The 17,354-nt window shown below is 64.8% G+C and carries 15 protein-coding genes; 6 read left to right on the top strand and 9 right to left on the bottom strand.

Annotated features, from left to right (window positions below; all coding sequences use genetic code 11):
* Positions 1 to 227 precede the first annotated feature (227 nt).
* The 3 genes from AC0L2J_RS20680 (at position 228) to AC0L2J_RS20670 (ending at position 3,572) form a co-directional block, all read left to right on the top strand.
* A complete protein-coding gene (locus AC0L2J_RS20680) occupies positions 228 to 677 on the top strand; it encodes a hypothetical protein (protein WP_473393690.1) in 450 nt (149 codons plus the stop codon).
* A gap of 91 nt (positions 678 to 768) precedes the next feature.
* The gene (locus tag AC0L2J_RS20675) at positions 769 to 1,788 is read left to right on the top strand and encodes a S1C family serine protease (RefSeq protein ID WP_473247672.1); all 1,020 of its coding nucleotides are present in this window, start codon (positions 769 to 771) and stop codon (positions 1,786 to 1,788) included.
* A gap of 59 nt (positions 1,789 to 1,847) precedes the next feature.
* The gene (locus AC0L2J_RS20670) at positions 1,848 to 3,572 is read left to right on the top strand and encodes an FAD-dependent oxidoreductase (RefSeq protein ID WP_473393686.1); all 1,725 of its coding nucleotides are present in this window, start codon (positions 1,848 to 1,850) and stop codon (positions 3,570 to 3,572) included.
* A 140-nt stretch (positions 3,573 to 3,712) separates the two neighbouring features.
* On the opposite strand, the gene AC0L2J_RS20665 is transcribed toward AC0L2J_RS20670, so the two are convergent.
* Positions 3,713 to 7,189 carry an indolepyruvate ferredoxin oxidoreductase family protein gene (locus AC0L2J_RS20665; protein ID WP_473393684.1) on the bottom strand — a complete coding sequence of 1,159 codons (3,477 nt, stop codon included), beginning with the start codon at positions 7,187 to 7,189 and terminating at the stop codon, positions 3,713 to 3,715.
* Positions 7,190 to 7,354: 165 nt separating this feature from the next.
* Here AC0L2J_RS20665 and AC0L2J_RS20660 point away from each other — a divergent pair, with 165 nt between their 5' ends.
* The 3 genes from AC0L2J_RS20660 to AC0L2J_RS20650 all read left to right on the top strand — a co-directional run bounded on the left by AC0L2J_RS20660 (position 7,355) and on the right by AC0L2J_RS20650 (position 10,886).
* Positions 7,355 to 8,311: a hypothetical protein gene (locus tag AC0L2J_RS20660; RefSeq protein WP_473393682.1), complete on the top strand. Its 957-nt coding sequence runs from the start codon at positions 7,355 to 7,357 to the stop codon at positions 8,309 to 8,311.
* A 204-nt stretch (positions 8,312 to 8,515) separates the two neighbouring features.
* Complete coding sequence (locus AC0L2J_RS20655) at positions 8,516 to 9,220, top strand: cysteine hydrolase family protein (protein WP_473393679.1); 705 nt, start codon at positions 8,516 to 8,518, stop codon at positions 9,218 to 9,220.
* A gap of 10 nt (positions 9,221 to 9,230) precedes the next feature.
* Positions 9,231 to 10,886 carry a hypothetical protein gene (locus tag AC0L2J_RS20650; protein WP_007607623.1) on the top strand — a complete coding sequence of 552 codons (1,656 nt, stop codon included), beginning with the start codon at positions 9,231 to 9,233 and terminating at the stop codon, positions 10,884 to 10,886.
* Here the strand turns inward: AC0L2J_RS20650 and AC0L2J_RS20645 are convergent, their stop codons facing one another.
* The 8 genes from AC0L2J_RS20645 to AC0L2J_RS20610 all read right to left on the bottom strand — a co-directional run bounded on the left by AC0L2J_RS20645 (position 10,887) and on the right by AC0L2J_RS20610 (position 17,335).
* Entirely contained in the window at positions 10,887 to 11,711 is an 825-nt protein-coding gene (locus AC0L2J_RS20645; protein ID WP_007607625.1) for a carbohydrate ABC transporter permease, read from the bottom strand.
* Complete coding sequence (locus AC0L2J_RS20640; RefSeq protein WP_473393701.1) at positions 11,708 to 12,637, bottom strand: carbohydrate ABC transporter permease; 930 nt, start codon at positions 12,635 to 12,637, stop codon at positions 11,708 to 11,710. The genes AC0L2J_RS20645 and AC0L2J_RS20640 overlap by 4 nt, the downstream gene beginning before the upstream one ends.
* Positions 12,638 to 12,642: 5 nt before the next feature.
* Positions 12,643 to 13,968, bottom strand: a complete 1,326-nt coding sequence (locus AC0L2J_RS20635) for an ABC transporter substrate-binding protein (protein ID WP_473393673.1) — start codon at positions 13,966 to 13,968, stop codon at positions 12,643 to 12,645.
* Between the two features lie 81 nt (positions 13,969 to 14,049).
* A complete protein-coding gene (soxA, locus tag AC0L2J_RS20630; RefSeq protein WP_473393669.1) occupies positions 14,050 to 14,829 on the bottom strand; it encodes a sulfur oxidation c-type cytochrome SoxA in 780 nt (259 codons plus the stop codon).
* The gene (soxZ, locus tag AC0L2J_RS20625) at positions 14,826 to 15,143 is read right to left on the bottom strand and encodes a thiosulfate oxidation carrier complex protein SoxZ (protein ID WP_063993284.1); all 318 of its coding nucleotides are present in this window, start codon (positions 15,141 to 15,143) and stop codon (positions 14,826 to 14,828) included. The genes soxA and soxZ overlap by 4 nt, the downstream gene beginning before the upstream one ends.
* On the bottom strand, positions 15,143 to 15,610 hold the full coding sequence (locus tag AC0L2J_RS20620) for a SoxY-related AACIE arm protein (RefSeq protein WP_007607635.1): 468 nt from the start codon (positions 15,608 to 15,610) through the stop codon (positions 15,143 to 15,145). Before AC0L2J_RS20620 ends, soxZ begins: the two co-directional genes overlap by 1 nt.
* Before the next feature lie 8 nt (positions 15,611 to 15,618).
* Positions 15,619 to 16,071 carry a sulfur oxidation c-type cytochrome SoxX gene (soxX, locus tag AC0L2J_RS20615; RefSeq protein WP_063993282.1) on the bottom strand — a complete coding sequence of 151 codons (453 nt, stop codon included), beginning with the start codon at positions 16,069 to 16,071 and terminating at the stop codon, positions 15,619 to 15,621.
* Entirely contained in the window at positions 16,064 to 17,335 is a 1,272-nt protein-coding gene (locus tag AC0L2J_RS20610; RefSeq protein WP_473393658.1) for an FCSD flavin-binding domain-containing protein, read from the bottom strand. The genes soxX and AC0L2J_RS20610 overlap by 8 nt, the downstream gene beginning before the upstream one ends.
* Positions 17,336 to 17,354: the final 19 nt, after the last annotated feature.

Here is a 17,354-nt window from a genome sequence, read left to right as displayed (position 1 = left end):
GCCGATATGCCATCCCCAGATCCTCTTCAAACGTCTCTTAGAGAATCGCAGATTCGCGATTTACGCAAAGCTCTCGCTTGCGGGAGAGGTCGGCACGAAGTGCCGGGTGAGGGTTCTCTCCTCTGGGGGAGTCTCTCTGCGGAGGCACCCTCTCCCCGACCCTCCCCCGCAAGCGGGGGAGGGAGCGCACCGTCACCGCGGCTGTAAAGTTCTAACGAGAGGACATAATGGCTGATCAACTCCCCCTCACGCCGCGACAGCGCGACGACCTCCGCACCATCGCCGCGATGATCGTTCCCGCCAGCGACGAGTACAAGGTGCCCGGCGCCGACGACCCCGCGATCCAGGCTGACATGCTGGCGACGCTGGGACGGGACAGCGAATTGGTGGTGGCGGCGCTCGACCATCTGGCGCGGCTAGCCGGCCAACCGCTCGCGAAGCTCGATGCTGCCAGGCGCGATGCGGTGGCGCACGAGTTTCGCAAGCATGGCGGCGCGGCTGGGGACACGCTCGTTCGCGTGGTACTGCAATGCTACTACCGCGACGACCGCGTGCTGGGCTCGCTCGGACTCGAGCCGCGCGCACCTTTTCCCAAGGGCCATGTGCTGCCGGATGGTGACTGGTCGCTGCTGGAGCCGGTCAAGGCGAGGGGCGGCACGCTGCGAGGGGCGCCCTAGCCACCTGGGCAGTCCAGCCTTGCGCCCCGGACGGGTCCCTTGCGCCTCACGGAGCAGGCCACCATCTGTGTGAGCCTCAAGGACTCTTGCCATGTTGGATTTTACTTCAGACATCGTCGATGACGCACCGTCATCGCGAGCGGCGGCGGCTATCCCGGACAATGATCGGGCCCTGCTGGACGCCTATTCGAATGCCGTGATCGACGTGACCGACCGTGTCGGTCCGGCCGTCGTCCGCGTCGAGACGGGACCGAAGGTGCCGAACGGCCGCGAGCGCGGCGGGCTCGGCTCGGGCATCGTGATCTCGCCGGACGGGCTCGTGCTCACCAATAGCCACGTGGTCGGCTCGTCGAAGGAGATCCGGCTGCGCGACGTCGAGGGCCATGTCGGCGACGCCCGGGTGCTCGGCGTCGATCCCGACACCGACCTTGCGCTGCTGCGCGCCAACGGCGTGCGGGACTTGCCCTATGCGGCGCTCGGCAACTCCAAGACCTTGCGGCGAGGCCAGCTCGTGATCGCGATCGGCAATCCGCTCGGCTTTGAATCGACTGTCACCGCGGGCGTGGTCTCGGCGCTCGGGCGCTCGATCCGCTCGGTCAGTGGCCGCACCATCGAGGACGTGATCCAGACCGATGCTGCGCTCAACCCCGGCAATTCCGGCGGGCCGCTGGTGTCGTCGAATGCCGAGGTGATCGGCATCAACACCGCGATCATCAATGGCGCGCAAGGGATCTGCTTTGCGGTCGCCAGCAACACCGCGCAGTTCGTGCTGTCGGAGATCATCCGCCACGGTTATGTCCGTCGCGCCTATATCGGCGTGGCCGGCCAGACCGCGCCGATCCCGCGGCGGCACGCGGTGTTGGCCGGTGTCGAGAACAAGATGGGCGCGCTGCTGGCGCAGATCGAGCCGGACGGGCCGGCGGCGAAGGCGGGCCTGTTGTCCGGCGATGTCGTGATCGGCCTCGACGGCGTCGAGATCAACGGCGTCGACGATCTGATCCGCGTGCTCGACCGCGACCGGATCGGCCGCCGCTTGGCCATGGACGTGCTGCGGCTCGGCCGCCTGCGGGCGATCGATATCGACCCGGTCGAGCGCAAGCCGGCCCGCTAGCGTGAGGGCGCCCAGGCGGGGTATGACGGTGTCATGCCTCGCTTCGGGAACCCCGCCGCATGATGCCGGCGCATGAGACCTACGACGTCATCGTCGTCGGCGCCGGCGCCGGTGGCATGACGGCGGCGGCCGTTGCCGCCGCCGAAGGCCTGCGCGTGTTGGTGATCGAGAAGACCGCCTTCGTCGGCGGCACCACCGCATGGTCCGACGGCATGGTCTGGATTCCCGCCAATGCCAAAATGAAAGAGGCGGGGCTCTCCGATAGCGTCACCGATGCCGTGCGATATTTGTCGAACACGGTGCCCGAGCCTGCCAATGCGGGCCTGCGCGCCGCTTTCCTCGCGCGCGGACCAGAGGCGGTCGCCTATCTGGAAGTCAACACGCAAGTGCGCCTCCAGCCGGTGGAAGCCTGTCCGGACTATTATCCGGAGCGATTAGGCGCGACGCCGGGCGGGCGCGTGCTTGAGCCGGTCGTCTTCGACGGCACGCGGCTTGGCGCGCATTTCGCGCGGCTGCGCGCGCCGCTGCCGGAGTTCACGCTGTTCGGCGGGATGATGGTCAACCGCCTCGACATCCCGCATCTGCGCCGGGTCGGAAAATCGCTGCGCTCCACTGTTCGCGCTACGCAGCTCGTCTTGGAGTATGCGTGGCAGCGGCTGCGGAGCCCGCGCGGCACGACGCTCCATCTCGGCAATGCGCTCGCCGCACGGCTGTATGCCTCGCTGCTGGCCCGGCAGATCGAGGTCCTCTTCAGCGCCGACGTCGAGGATTTGTCGATGCAGGGCGAGCGCGTCGGCGGCGTGGTCATCCGTCATGGCGCGCGCGATCGCCTGATCGCCGCGCGGCGCGGTGTGGTGCTCGCAACCGGCGGCTTTTCGCACGACGCAACCTTGCGCAAACGCTTCTTCCCGCCCACAGCCGGATTCATCTCGGCGGCCCACACGTCCGCTACGGGCGACGGGATCCGCCTCGCGACCGCAACCGGGGCAGCGCTCAATACGGATGCGACAAGCCCGGCCTATTGGGTGCCGGCCTCGCTGTTCCGGCGCCCGGATGGAAGCCGTGGTGTTTTCCCGCACATGGTGACCGACCGCGCCAAGCCCGGCGTGATCGCGGTCAATGCGGCCGGCCGGCGCTTCGTCAACGAGGCGCTGTCGCACCACGAATTCATGCTCGCCATGCTGCGCGATGGCGACGGCGAATCGGACCGGCCGTTCTATCTGATCTGCGATCGTCAGTTCCTCTGGCGCTATGGCCTCGGCCGCATCCAGCCGTTCACGCGCAATAGCAGGCGCTATGCGGCGAGCGGCGAGTTGGTCGAGGCTGCTGATATCGCGCAGCTCGCAGCGAAGATCGGCATCAAGCCGTCGACACTCGTGGCGACCATCGCCAACTACAATTCCGATGCGGAGGACGGGCGTGACCCGGAATTCGGTCGCGGCAGTAGCATCTATCAGCGACACCTTGGTGATATCAGCCACAAGCCGAACCCCTGCGTCGCACCCATCCTCTGCGCGCCGTTCTTTGCGATGCGGATCTATCCCGCCGATCTCGGCACGGCGATCGGCTTGAAGGTGGATGCCCAGGCGCGCGTGTTGCGTGAGGACGGCACGCCGGTCGCGGGGCTTTACGCCTGCGGCAACGATATGGGCTCGATCATGAACGGCAATTGTCCGGGGCCAGGGATCGCGCTGGGACCGGCGCTTACGTTCGGGTACATCGCGGCAAGGCATCTGGCGGAGGGGAGTGTGGCCGCGATGGGCACGGCCGCAGCCTCAGTCTAACCATCCCCACCGCTGTCATGCCCCGCGAAGGCGGGGGATTCAGTACGCCGCAGCCCATCGGACTAATCACAACCGCCTCGGAGTACTAGATCGCCCGCCTTCGCGGGCGATGACACCGAGAATGTAGCGCCAGTCTTCCGCTACTCCGCCGCCGCCGCAAAGCGGCTGTTCTCCAGTTCCGCTTCCAGCCGCGCCTTCTCCGCGGCCGCCAGCTTGATGCTGGCTTCCTTGACATGTCCGAAGCCGCGGATCGTCTCCGGCAGCCGCGCGAGCCTCGTCAGCAGCGGGATCTGCTCCGCTTTCAGCCCGGCGATCCGCTGATCGATCATGCCGAGGTAATCCGCGACCAGCTTCCGCTCGGTCCGGCGCTCCTCGGTGCGGCCGAACGGATCGAACGCGCCGCCACGCAGGAACTTCAGCCTGGCGAGCACGCGGAAGGTGTGCATCATCCAGCCGCCGAATTCCTTCTTCTGGAGATGTCCGGTGGTCTTGTCGCGCTGCGCGAAGATCGGCGGGGCCAGATAGAACTTCAGCTTGAAGTCGCCGTCGAATTTCTCCGAGACCTTCTTGGCAAAGCTGCCGTCGGTATAGAGCCGTGCGACCTCGTACTCGTCCTTGTAGGACATCAGCTTGAACAGGTTCTTCGCGATAGCCTCGGCCAACTCCGTGGACGCGGGCGAGGCGGCCGTTTCCGCCTTGCGCACCTTGGCGATGGCGGCGAGGTAGCGGTCGGCGTAGGCCTTGTCCTGATAGCCGGTCAAAAACTCCGCGCGGGTCGCGATGATGTCGTCGAGCGACTTCGTCGGCGCGGAGGCCCGGCTCCTGAACTGCAGCACGCTACGCACTCGCGACATGTCGTGGGCGGCGAGGCGTCCCCAGGTGAAGGCGAGCTTGTTCATCTCGATCGCGGCGCCGTTGATCTCGATGGCGCGGAGCAGCGCTTCCAGCGACAGCGGGATCGCGCCCTTCTGGAAGGCGAAGCCGAGCATGAAGGGATTTGTCGCAATTGAATCGCCCATCAGCGCCGAGGCAATGCCGGTGGCATCGATGACGTCGAGGTTCTTGTCGCCGACGGCGTCGCGCAGCACGGTCTGCATCGCGCCCATCTCGAAATCGAGGTCGGGGTTTTGCACGAAGCTCGCGGTCGGCTGCAGGTCGGCGTTGATATACGCTTTCGTTGTTCCGCGCTCGGCGCGGCTGAGCGCGGAGGGACCTGCCGAGACGATCATGTCGCAGCCGAGGATGACATCGGCGCCGCCCGTGGTGATCCGGACCGCGGAGATGTCTTCCGGCTTCGCGGCGATGCGCACATGGCTCATCACCGCGCCGTTCTTCTGCGACAGGCCGGTGAAATCCAGCGCCGAGCAGCCGCGGCCGTCGACATGGGCGGCCATGCCGAGCAGCGCGCCAATGGTGATGACACCGGTACCGCCGATGCCCGTGACGAGAATGTTGTAGGTGGCGTCCAGCTCACGCGCGGGTGGCAGCGGCAGGTCGGCAAACAATTGGCCTGAGTCCACTGCCGAGGTCTTGATCCGCTTGAGCATGCCGCCATGCACGGTGACGAAGCTCGGGCAAAAACCCTCGACGCAGGAGAAGTCCTTGTTGCAGTTCGACTGGTCGATCTGGCGCTTGCGGCCGAACTCGGTCTCCAGCGGCTGCACCGAGACGCAGTTCGAGGCTTGCGAGCAATCGCCGCAGCCTTCGCAGACCAGCTCGTTGATGAAAGCGCGCTTGGCGGGATCCGGATAGAGCCCGCGCTTGCGGCGGCGGCGCTTTTCCGCGGCGCAGGTCTGGTCGTAGACGATGACCGTAAGGCCCTTGATGTCGCGCAGCTCGCGCTGCACGGCGTCGAGCTCGCGGCGGTGATGGATGGTTGCGCCTTGCGGGAAGTAATTGCCGTCTGGATACTTGCCCGGATCGTCCGACACGATCGCGAGGCGCTTGACGCCCTCGGCCCAGACCTGATGCGCGATCTGGGCGACGTTGAAGCCGCCCTCGGCCGGCTGGCCGCCGGTCATCGCGACGGCGTCATTGTAGAGGATCTTGTAGGTGATGCTGATGCCGGCGGCCGATGCCGCGCGAAGGGCGAGCAGTCCGGAATGGGTGTAGGTGCCGTCGCCGAGGTTCTGGAAAATGTGCTGCTCGGTGGTGAAGGGCGCTTGCCCGATCCAGTTCACGCCCTCGGCGCCCATATGCGAGATCAGATCGGTGCGGCGCGTCGGCATGCTCAGGGCCATGCCGTGACAGCCGATGCCGGCCATGGCGCGGCTGCCCTCCGGCACGCGCGTCGAGGTGTTGTGCGGGCAGCCCGAGCAGAAGAACGGCGTGCGCGCGAGCTTGATCGGCGTGCTGGTGGTGGCGGGATTGTCGAAGGCCTCGAGCCGGGCGAGGCGCTGCTCAAGCACCGGGCTGTGATGCCCGAGCTTGCGCAGCCGCGCAACCAGGGCGGATGCAACGATGGTCGGCGTCAGCTCGCCCTCGCTCGGCAATAGCGGCGCGCCGCGCTCGTCGCGTTTTCCCGTCACGGTCGGGCGCCTCGATGCATCGATATTGTAGAGGATGCGCATCAGCTGGTCTTCGATGAAGCCGCGCTTCTCCTCGACCACCAGCACGTCCTGAAGTCCTTCGGCGAAGCGCTTGGCCCCGCTTTCCTCCAGCGGCCAGGTCATCGCGACCTTGTAGATGCGCAGGCCAAGGTCCTGCGCGTCCTTGTCGGAAATGCCGAGATCGGCCAGCGCCTGCCGCAGATCCAGATAAGCCTTGCCGGTCGCGACGATGCCGAGCCGTGCCGGTCTGGAGTCGAGCACGATGCGGTCGAGCTGGTTGGCGCGCGCAAAGGCCTGTACCGCCGCCATCTTCGGGCCGAACAGGCGCTTCTCGGCGTCGAGCGGCGGGTCGGGCCAGCGGATGTTGAGGCCGCCGGGCGGCATCTCGAAATCGTCGGGGAGCTTGATCTGGATGCGTTCGGGGTCGCTATAGATCGAGGCCGAACTCTCCACGGTTTCGCTGATCGCCTTGAAGCCGACCCAGCAGCCGGAGAACCGCGACAGCGCAAAACCGTAGAGGCCGAGATCGAGATAATCCTGGAGCGTCGCCGGGTTGATGACGGGGATCAGCGCCGCCGCGAATACCTGTTCGCTCTGGTGCGCCAGTGTCGAGGACTGGCAGCCGTGGTCGTCGCCGGCAAGCGCGAGCACGCCGCCATTGAGCGAGGTGCCGGCGGCATTCGCATGCTTGAGCGCATCGACCGAGCGATCGACGCCGGGCCCCTTGCCGTACCAGATGCCGAACACGCCATCGACCTTGGCACCGGGAAACAGGCCGACCTGCTGGCTGCCCCAGACCGCAGTCGCCGCGAGGTCCTCGTTGAGCCCGGGGACGAAGGCAATGTCGTGCTGCTGGAGGTGCGACTTCGCCCGCCACAGTGCGTGGTCGTACATGCCGAGCGGGGAACCGCGATAGCCCGAGATGAAGCCGCCGGTGTTGAGGCCCTGAAGCCGGTCGCGTTCGCGCTGCAACATGGGCAGCCGGACCAGCGCCTGCGTGCCGGACAGGAAGATCCGCTTCGATTCGAGCCGGTATTTGTCGTCCAGCTCGACCTGCATCAGCGTCATCTCGGAAGTCCTCGTTTCTTGTTTGACCTGGGGTTTGCGCTGCGGGAGGAAGGAGCGGCTGCGCGACGCGAATTGTGACAGTCAAGGGCATGCACAGGCGAAGTCAATATCGCTGGCCGCATCCGTGGCGCTCCTGCTAGTCATGGCTTGCTTGCGGAGGACATCATGACGGCACAAGCGTTCGATACCGAGATCACGGAGACCGAAGGCGCTCTGATCGGGCCGTGGCGTCAGCCGCGTCAAATGCTGCAAGCCCAAACCTACGACGCGCACGCCTCGATCCACGACGACGCCACCGCGCAGAAGCTTGGCTTCAAGGGCGGCACCATCGAGGGGCCGACCCATTTCAGCCAGTTCGCACCGCTGTGTGCGCGTTTGTGGGGACAGGCCTGGTTCGAGAGCGGCTGTCTCTCCGCGCATTACCGCAGCGTCTGTTACGAAGGCGAGGAGGTGCAGGCGATCCTGTCGAAGCCGTTGCCCGGCACCAGCCAGTGCCAGATCCAGATGGTGAAGCGCGACGGCACGGAGGTGCTGCGCGGCACGGCCTCGGTCGGAGAACCGCACGCCGCAACCGCCCTGGAGGCGCGTCTTGGCGAACTCAAGCCGCTCACTGATCCCGTGATCCTGCGCGACCTGAAGGTGGCGCAGACGAGCCGGCGGCAGGCGGTGCGGATGGCGTTCGATCAGATCATGGGCGAGCTCTATCCGTTTTCGCTGCGGCAGAAGCTCGCGGTGATCACCGAGACCTTGCCTTACTATTCGAGCGGGGACAATCCATGGCGCAAGCCCATCATTCCGATGGAGATGCTGAGCGTGCTGTTCCAGTACCGCTCCAAGGACGATCCTCTCCCGGCCAAAGGCCCGGCCGTCGGCCTGTTCGCCGACCAGGAGATCAGGCTCGTGAAGGGCCCGCTTTTTGTGGACGAGGAGTACGAAGTCGAGCGCGAGGTGGTCGCGCTCTCCGGCAGTCGACGCACTGAGAGCGCCTGGGTGAAGACGCGCGTGTTCGACAAGGCGAACATTGTGGTGGCGACCATGCTGCTGAACATGGCGACGCTGAAGGATTCCTACGCGCCGTATGAGGAAGAATATCGACGGCTGTACGGAGATACTGCCCGCTAAAAACGAGCTTCGTTGTCGCTCATCCTTTGAGCAAATGCACGTCGCAAAGTCGCCGCACAGCGAATAAGCAGACGCGAGCCGTCCTGATAACGTTCTGACAGTGCAGCAAATTTTGCCGCGCTGTCCGCCCGATCGTCATTGTACACAATGGCACGGCGCTTGCAGAACTCCTGGCACAGAGAGTTCTCGCGAGGGGCGGGCGTCATGTTGAACTCAAGCAAGCCGACATTGGGCGTCATCAGCGCCGAACCCGGGCCGATCGAGCTCGACTGGCCTGCCACCGCGCTCCTCATCATCGACATGCAGCGCGACTTCATGGAGGCCGGCGGCTTCGGCGAGACGCTCGGCAACGACGTCAGCCAGCTCGCGCGCGCGGTGAAACCGATCGGTGCGGTGCTGAAGGCCGCGCGGGATACCGGCATGCTGGTGATCCACACGCGGGAGGGCCATCTGCCCGATCTCTCCGACGCGCCGCCGGCGAAAATCGAGCGCGGCGCGCCATCCTTGCGCATCGGCGACCCCGGTCCGATGGGACGCATTCTCATTCGCGGCGAGGCTGGCCACGACATCATTCCGGAGCTCTATCCGCTCGACAGCGAGATCGTGGTCGACAAACCGGGGAAGGGCGCGTTCTACGCCACCGAGCTCACCGACGTGCTGGAGAAATACGGCATCGAGAATCTGCTGGTGTGCGGCGTCACTACCGAAGTGTGCGTCAACACCACCGTGCGCGAGGCCAACGACCGCGGCTATCGCTGCGTCGTCATCTCGGACGGCTGCGCGTCCTACTTTCCCGAGTTTCATGAGATGGGCCTGAAAATGATCAAGGCCCAGGGCGGCATCTTCGGCTGGGTCGCAAGCTCAGCCGCGGTTCTGGAGGCGATGAAGACTTCAAACATTCCAGCTTAGGGGCATCACCATGAGCACAAGCACGACGGGGACGGCCGGCACCTCCGAGTTCAAGCCGGCACTATGGACACCGGGCGACTGGAACGCGTTTTTCGGCTTCGGCACCAACATCCTCGTCAACATGCTGGTGCTCACGGGCCTGTTGCGCTTCGTCCTGAAGATGCCTGACAGTCTCGTGTTCGGCCGCATCCTTCCCGCACTCGGGTTGATGATGTGCCTTTCCACTTTCTACTACGCATACCTCGCTTATCGTCTGGCGCAGAAGACCGGCCGCAACGACGTCTGTGCGCTGCCCTCGGGCGTCAGCGTGCCGCACATGTTCATCGTCACCTTCGTGATCATGCTGCCGATCACGATCAAGACCGGAGATCCGCTCAAGGGCTGGTCGGCTGGCCTGGTCTGGGTGTTCTTCCAGAGCTTCATCCTGATGATCGGCGGTTTCATTGCGCCTTTCATTCGAAAAATCACACCGCGCGCGGCGCTGCTGGGTACGCTCGCCGGCGTCTCCGTCACCTTCATCTCGATGCGACCGGCGCTCGAAATGTACATGACGCCGCAGATCGGCCTGGTCTGCTTCGCCATCATCCTGGTGAGCTGGTTCGGCGGCGTGAAATATCCAAAGAGCATTCCAGCGGGCCTGATCGCGATCGCAGTCGGGATGGTCATCGCCTGGGGCTCGAACCTGTTCGGGCTCAATCTGGGTGGATTGAGCATCAAGGGCGTCGGTGACGCCTTTGCGAGTTTCGGCTTCTCGGTGCCGATCCCCGCCGTTGGCTACGTCTTCTCCGGATTCGAATTCCTTGGCGTCATCCTGGTCACCGCCATTCCCTTCGGCATCTACGACCTTGTCGAGGCCATGGACAATGTCGAGAGCGCGGAAGCCGCTGGCGACGAATATCCGACCACGCGCGTGCTCACGGCCGACGGCGTCGTCAGCCTGATCGGCTGCCTGATGGGAAACCCCTTCATTAACGCCGTCTATATCGGCCATCCCGGCTGGAAGGCGATGGGCGGCCGGATCGGCTACTCGGCCGCGACCGGCATCATGGTGGTCGTGCTGGCGTGGTTCGGCATCATCCCGGTGCTGCTGGCGCTGGTGCCGGTCGTCGCGATCTCGCCGATCCTGCTCTATATCGGCATGCTCATCGGCGCACAGGCATTCCAGACCACGCCGGTCAAGCATGCACCCGCGGTCGTGCTGGCGCTGACGCCGCATCTGGCCGCGTGGGCCAAGCTCCAGATCGACACCATGTTGGGCTCGACCATGAACGCGGCTGCGACCGTCGGCGGAATGGCCGCCGACAAGGCCGACGCGGTCAAGGCTGCCGCGATCGCAGCACTGCCGCAGCAGGGCGTGTTCTATCACGGGTTAGAAGTGATGGGCGGCGGCTCCATCCTCGGCGGCCTGATCCTGGGTGCGATCGGCGTCTTCATCATCGAGCGTGACTTCGAGAAGGCCTCGGCGTTTGCGCTGGTTGGTGCGGTCCTGACCTACTTTGGCTTCATGCACGGCGAAGCCGTCGGCATCGGTGGCGGCTTTGGCGTCACGCCAGCGGTCGCGTTCGCCTATGCCGCGATGGCCGCCGGTCTGTTCGCGGCCAGCAAGCTCGGCGCGAGCGAGCCCTACATGCCGCATGCGGACATGCACGCGGCACCGGCGGAGTAGCTACCCGCCCTTGACGGCACCAGCGGTGAGCCCGGCGACGATCTGTCGCTGGGCGAACACCGTGAGCAGCAGCACCGGGAGGGTGACGATCAGCGCGGCGGCCGCGAGCGGCCCCCAGCTCAACTGGTCGAATGAGATCATGTTGTAGACCGCGACCGGCAAAGTGCGTGTCTCGCGTCCGGCCAGCACGATGCCGAAGACAAAGTTGTTCCAGGAGAAGATCACGGCCAGGATGAAGGCGACGGCGATGCCGGGCTTGGCGATCGGCAGCGCGACATGGCGGAAGACCTGCCAGCGCGTGGCGCCGTCGATGAACGCGGCTTCTTCCAGCTCCATCGGCGTCGTCTCGAAATAGCCGATCATGATCCAGATCACGATCGGCACGGTGACCACGAGGTGGATGATGATCTGCGGCACCAGCGTGCCGAGCAGTCCCAGCCACTGGAACATGAGAAACAGCGGGATCAGATAGGACAATCCCGGCGTGATACGGGCGATCAGGATCACGATCGCGGATTTGTGCGCGGCCATCCGCGCGATGCCGTAGCCGGCGGGAACGCCGACGAGCAGCGCAAGCAACGTCGCGCTGCCGGTCACGATCAGGCTGTTGATGAAATAGGTCAGGAAGCGGTTGGAGGCGAGCACGTCGGCATAGTTCTTCCAGGCGATATGCTCGGGAATGAACACCGGCGGATAGGCGGCATTGTCGATCTCGAATTTGAGCGACAGCGACAGCATCCAGAGGAAGAACAGGATTGCCGGGGACACGATGACGAACACCGAGAACCACAGGCCGATCTTGCCGATGATTTGCCTTGGAGTCATGTGCCGCTCGCGATCTCGGTCCACAGCATGCGCTGGCGCGCGTAGAGCATCATCGCCGCGAGCAGAACGATCAGCAGGAAAAACACCACAGCGATCGCCGAGCCGTAGCCGAGGTCGTAATAGGAGAAGGCGACGCTGTAGAGATAGATGTTGATCGTCTCCGACGCCGATCCCGGTCCGCCCTGGGTGATTGCGAAAATGATGTCGAAGCTCTTCACGGCGTCGATCATGCGGATCATGCCGGCGATGAACAGGAACGGCATGATCAGCGGCAGGGTGATGAATCGGAATACCTGCCAGAGGCTGGCGCCATCGATCTGTGCACTTTCATAAGGCTCGCTCGGAATCGCGGCCAGGCCGCCGAGCACGATCAGCATGACCAGCGGCGTCCATTGCCAGGTCTCAACCAGCACCAGCGAGGGAATGACGGTCGCGGGATGAAACACCCAGAGCTGCGCTGGGATTCCGACCAGCGACAGCAGATAGTTCAGCACGCCGAGCTGCGGGTGGAACATCATGGTCCAGACCAGCGCGATCGCCACCGGCGTCGCCATCATCGGCATGATGAAAACGCCGCGCAGAAAGCCGCGGCCTGGGAATTTCTGGTGAAACACCACGGCCGCAAACGTGCCGAGCACAAGCGGCAGCAGCACGGAGAGTACGGTGTAGACCAGTGTATGTCCGATGGCCTCAATGAAGCGGGGATCGCTCGTCAGCCGCAGATAATTGGACAGTCCAACGAAGATGGTTGACGAGCCGACCTTCCACTCGTTCAGGCTCATCCAGATCGTGAAGACCCACGGGAAGATGATGATGGCGAGCACGACGATGAGCGCCGGCACCACGAACGGCCAGTAGGACGGCGGCCGCAACTCCTTCTCCGGCGCGGCATCTGACGGTGCCGCTGCCGGATTAGCCTGTATGATCGCACTCACGCCTTTTCGCTGCGCTCCAGGATTGGCCGGTACTGCTCGTGGGCCTTTCTCAACTCTGTCGCGGGATCGGCGCCGGCAAGGGTTGCGGTGATCGCCGCGCCAACGAGATCGCGGAATTCGGCGACCGGAATCACGACGGGCAGGCCCAGCTTGCTGATCTTGGCGGAATCGATCACCGACTGCAGCCACTCCTTGGGCATCTTCACGCCGTTCTGGACCTCGGCATCGCCAAGGATCGAGTTGCGGAACGGCACGCCGCCGCCGGCTTGCAACAGCCGGGCGCCTTGCGTTTTCGACACCACCCATTGGCAGAGCAGATAGGCGGCTTCCTTGTTCTTGCTCGCCGCGGCGATGCCGATGCCGTCGCCATAGGTCGCTGAATATTGTCCCTTCGGACCGGCCGGCACGACGGTGTAGCCGACCTTGCCGACCACGCGCGAGGCCGCCGGGTCTTCCAGCGGCGGCGCCCAGCCGACGCCGTCGATCCACATGGCCGAACGTCCTTGCGTGAACGAGGCCATCGACTCCATCCAGTTGAAGCCGGCGACGCCGGGCGGAGCGACTTTCGTCAACAATGTCTGATAGAGCTTGGTTGCAGCAATGGCTTCCGGACCGTCGGTCAGGATGTTGCCCTTCGCATCGAGGAATTCGCCGCCATAGTCGAGAAAGAAGTTGGTCCACAACGTCATGTTGGCGTTGCGCAGGCCGCGTCCGACGAAGCCGTAGGTGCCTTCCTTGGCATCGGTGAGCTTCTCGGCGGCCGCGACCATCTCGTCGAGGGTCTTGGGGACGGCGACGCCCTTCTTCTGGAACAGCTCCTTGTTGTAATAGAGGATGAAATAGTCGACCGACCAAGGCAGCGACAGCATCTGGCCCTTGTCGTTCTTGGCGTATTGCAGGCCGGCGGCCGAGAAATCGCTCTCCACGAGATCGGGCGCGGTCAGCGTCGGGTCCTTCATGTAAGGCGTGAGGTCGGCGAGCCAGCCGCCTTTCTCGAATTGCCGTTTCTGCACGTGATAGCTGAGATGGACGACGTCGAAGCTCGGCCGGCCCGAGGTGAGCTCGATCACGACCTTCTGGCGCTGCTGCTGCTCGGGAATCTGCTCCGCCTCCACCTGGATGCCGGTGAGCTCGGTAAACTCCTTGACGTATTTTTGCAGGTTGTCGCCGCGCGGGCCCTTGGCGAGGATCACCTCTAGCTTGGTCCCGGCGTATTTCTTCCAGTTCACCTCCGCGCGGGCTGGCAATCCCGTCAGGCTGAGCGCGCCAGCTGCGGCAGTGCCCGTCAAGAGCGTACGACGCGAAATCTGATGGTAAGCCACTGTATCCCTCCCGGATGACTCGTTTTGTTTGGGAGGGATACTAGCGGCCGTGCCGCGCGTGCCTAGCCCTAATCTGACGGATCACGGCCGCACGGCCGGCGTCTCCATCGGCAGGCCGCGCGCCCGCGACATCAGGTAGAGCTCGAGCGCGACCAGGTCGGGTGCGCCGTAATCATAGGCCTGGGCGCGGACGCCGGTCATGCAACTGCGAAGCCGGCGCTCCAGCGACCCCAGCGTTTGCCATTCCAGGCGATAGAGCGGGTAGCCGGTCGGCTGTCCTTGCGTGATCGGCGCGCCGGCGAGGCGCTTGTCAAAGTTGTCGTCGTGGCAATTGGCGCAGGCGAGGTTGAGCTGGCCTTCGCGCTGCATGAAGAGGTTGCGCCCTTGCTCAACGAAAGGTTTTAGTTGTGGATCGCCGCCAGCCGTGATCGCGGTGCCGCGCGATTGGTGCGCGACGAAGGCGGACAGGGCCAGCAGGTCGCGGCTCTCGTAGGGGAGCGCCGTTGCCTGCTGATGATTGCTGCGGCAGAGATTGATGCGCTGGTCGAGCGTGACGGGGCGCGCCAGCGCCTTGTCGAACGCCGGATAGCGCGCGGCGACGCCTTTCATGCTGCGGCGTGCATCGCCATGGCAGTCAGCGCAGGCCTTGTCGGCACTGCCGGTCCTCTTCGTCCACAACGCCTCGCCGTCGAGCACGAACAGCATGCCGGGATTCGAGGTGTCGTCATCCTGCATCGCGCGAGTGTCGGGCCCCATGAACGAATAGCCGGAGCGGCGGGCGTCCGGCGGAATCTCGCCGGCGAGCAGGGCAGGGGCCGTGGCGAGGAGCGCCGCGGCCGCTATCGCGCGCCAAAAACTCATTCGACCGTGATCGATGCCGATGCGGTGGACGAATAGCCGTTGTCGCCGATCCATTCGAATTCTAACTTGCCGCTCTCCTTGGCGACCGTGAAGAACGACAGATAGGGATTGGCCGCGATCGCAGGAAAGAGATCGGCGCGAAAAATCTCGGTGCCGTTATAGCGGCACGTGAAACTCGTGATGATGTCGCGCGGCACCAGCGCGCCGTCTGCCGTGTGACGGAAGCCGGTCTCCATGATGTGCGAGGTCAACGTGCGGATCTCGATGATTTCGCCGCGCCTGGCCTTCGCCGGAACGTTGATGAGCGCGGCCATTAATTCATCTCCTCGGTGCAGGCGGCCAGCGTCACGACGATTTCGGTCGTGACCTGCCAGAACGTGTCGTCGGAAAGACGCGCGATCGCCACCACCTTCTGGGTGTCCGCGAGGCGAATCCGGGTCGAGACCTGGGCGCGGCCGGAGGACGGGCCGAGATGGAAGTTGCCGATGTTCGGCTGCGGGTTCTTCTCGTTGAAGACGTGGATGCTCTTGACGTAGTCGTTCGCCGTCATCGGGCTCGCGACGCTCACGGTCAGCGGCACCGTGTTGCCGTTCTCGACCAGCGGCGGAATGTCGAGCTTCACCTTGCCGGTGCGGACAGGTGCTTCGCCGACGACGTTGCGGATCGCGGCGGTGAGCATCGCCGGTGTCGCCCCGAGCGGCCGCAGCGTGACGATCGGGATCGTCCCGGCGAACGTCACGCTTCCGGCGAGATTTAGGAATTGTCGTCGCGTGGTTGGCATGAACAGTCCTAGTCCCGAAGCGTTGCAAGAAAAGCCACGATGTCCTCGATCTCGGCGGCGGACAAGATCGGCTTACCGACGAAATTTCGCCCGACCCGCACGAGGTGGTCGTTGCGATAATAGGACGGCATGATGGTCTCGGGGTTTAAACGCGCTGCATCGACCAGTCGAAGCCGCAACTGGCTCACCGTCCAGCGGTTCCCCGCACCCGAGAGGTCAGGCGCGAGGTCGCCCTGGAACCGGGTCTCCGAGAACGGGCCGGAATGGCACAGGATGCAGGTTGTCGTGCGCGCGAGCACCAGCGCGCGTCCGCGCGCGGCATCGCCGGGCGCGCCGGTGAGCGATTCCGCGATGCCGTCGCCGGCGATGTTGTAGGGCAGGAGCTCCTCGGCTCCCACATGGCAGGCGAAGGCGCAACTGGCGGCGATCAGAGCTGCGATATGGACCGATGCCTTAGCCAAAGGTGTCCGCCGTGATGGTTTGAAACCAGTGCTCGGCTTCAGCCGCCTCGCGGGCGCGCAATTCGCGCGGTGCATCGACCGGGCTGGTCGCGCCGCCCTCGACCTCGGCGAAGATGTCGCCCTTGGGCTGGTAATTGCCCGCGAGCGAAAAGCCGTAGCCGGGTGCGACGATGTTGTAGCAGACGCCTGTCAGTCGCGGCGCTTCTGGTGCGCGGCCGGCAAGGAGGTTCACGATCGCAGCAGCGCAGGCCTTGCCCTGTGCGCTTGCCGCGGATGCCGATTTGGGAATGCCCCCGCCGAGGCAGGCATCGCCGATGACGTGGACGTTCTGGACAAGCTTCGACTGGAAGGTAACGGGGTCGATCGGGCACCAGCCGGTCGCATCCGCGGCGCCCGCGATCTGGGCGATGCGCGCGGCGCGTTGCGGCGGAATGACGTTGGCGACATCAGGCGTGTAGTTGCCGAATTCGGTGACGATGGTCCTGGTCGCGGCATCGACCGAGGTCACGCGACCGCCTTGCGACAGCCCGATGCGTTCGATCATGTCGCCGTAAAGCTCCTTCCACGCCTTCTCGAACAGCCGCTGCTGGGAGAAAGTGTCCTTGGCATCGAGGATCAAGACCTTCGAGCGCGGTTTCCTCGTTTTCAGGTAATGCGCGATCAGGCTGGCGCGCTCGTAAGGCGCCGGCGGACAGCGCGAGGGATTGGCGGGGATGGCAATGGCAACGGTGCCGCCGTCCGGCATTTCCTCCAATTGCCGGCGCAGCAGCAGCGTCTGTGCGCCGGCCTTCCAGGCGTGCGGCATTTTTCCCGATGACGCGTCGTCGTAGCCGGGCAGGGCTTCGAAATGGAAGTCGATGCCGGGAGAGAGGACGAGGCGGTCATAGGGCAGCGCAACGCCATCGGCCGTCACGACACTGCGCAACTGCGGCTCGATTGTGGTTACGGCTTGGCTGATCACCGTGATGCCCTCGGCACCGAGCCTGTCATAGCCAAATTGCTGAGCTTCGATGTCGCGCAGGCCGGCGATCACCTCGTTGCTGAAGGGGCAGGAGGTGAAGACGGTACTGGGTTCGATCAGGATGATTTGCAAGTTTGCCTGCGCGCGCTTCAGCGCGCGCGCACAGGCCGCACCGCCAAAGCCGCCGCCGACCACGACGACGCGGCCCGCCGATTGCGCGCGCAGGATCGAAGGGACGGCGAATGATGTGGCCGCGGCGGCGATGCCGAGCACGGCATCCCGCCGTGTCACCGACGCATTCATGAGTCTTGTCCGGAACGTG

This window comes from Bradyrhizobium sp. MV1.5 (assembly GCF_055807615.1).
The sequence above is the reverse complement of the archived record's forward strand: the minus strand, read 5'-3'. Positions and strand labels throughout refer to the sequence as shown.

Coding starts and splice junctions, on each gene's coding strand:
- AC0L2J_RS20680 (WP_473393690.1), top strand. CDS start 228: ATGGCTGATCAACTCCCCCTCACGCCGCGACAGCGCGACGACCTCCGC.
- AC0L2J_RS20675 (WP_473247672.1), top strand. CDS start 769: ATGTTGGATTTTACTTCAGACATCGTCGATGACGCACCGTCATCGCGA.
- AC0L2J_RS20670 (WP_473393686.1), top strand. CDS start 1,848: ATGATGCCGGCGCATGAGACCTACGACGTCATCGTCGTCGGCGCCGGC.
- AC0L2J_RS20665 (WP_473393684.1), bottom strand. CDS start 7,189: ATGACGCTGATGCAGGTCGAGCTGGACGACAAATACCGGCTCGAATCG.
- AC0L2J_RS20660 (WP_473393682.1), top strand. CDS start 7,355: ATGACGGCACAAGCGTTCGATACCGAGATCACGGAGACCGAAGGCGCT.
- AC0L2J_RS20655 (WP_473393679.1), top strand. CDS start 8,516: ATGTTGAACTCAAGCAAGCCGACATTGGGCGTCATCAGCGCCGAACCC.
- AC0L2J_RS20650 (WP_007607623.1), top strand. CDS start 9,231: ATGAGCACAAGCACGACGGGGACGGCCGGCACCTCCGAGTTCAAGCCG.
- AC0L2J_RS20645 (WP_007607625.1), bottom strand. CDS start 11,711: ATGACTCCAAGGCAAATCATCGGCAAGATCGGCCTGTGGTTCTCGGTG.
- soxA (WP_473393669.1), bottom strand. CDS start 14,829: ATGAGTTTTTGGCGCGCGATAGCGGCCGCGGCGCTCCTCGCCACGGCC.
- soxZ (WP_063993284.1), bottom strand. CDS start 15,143: ATGGCCGCGCTCATCAACGTTCCGGCGAAGGCCAGGCGCGGCGAAATC.
- AC0L2J_RS20620 (WP_007607635.1), bottom strand. CDS start 15,610: ATGCCAACCACGCGACGACAATTCCTAAATCTCGCCGGAAGCGTGACG.
- AC0L2J_RS20610 (WP_473393658.1), bottom strand. CDS start 17,335: ATGAATGCGTCGGTGACACGGCGGGATGCCGTGCTCGGCATCGCCGCC.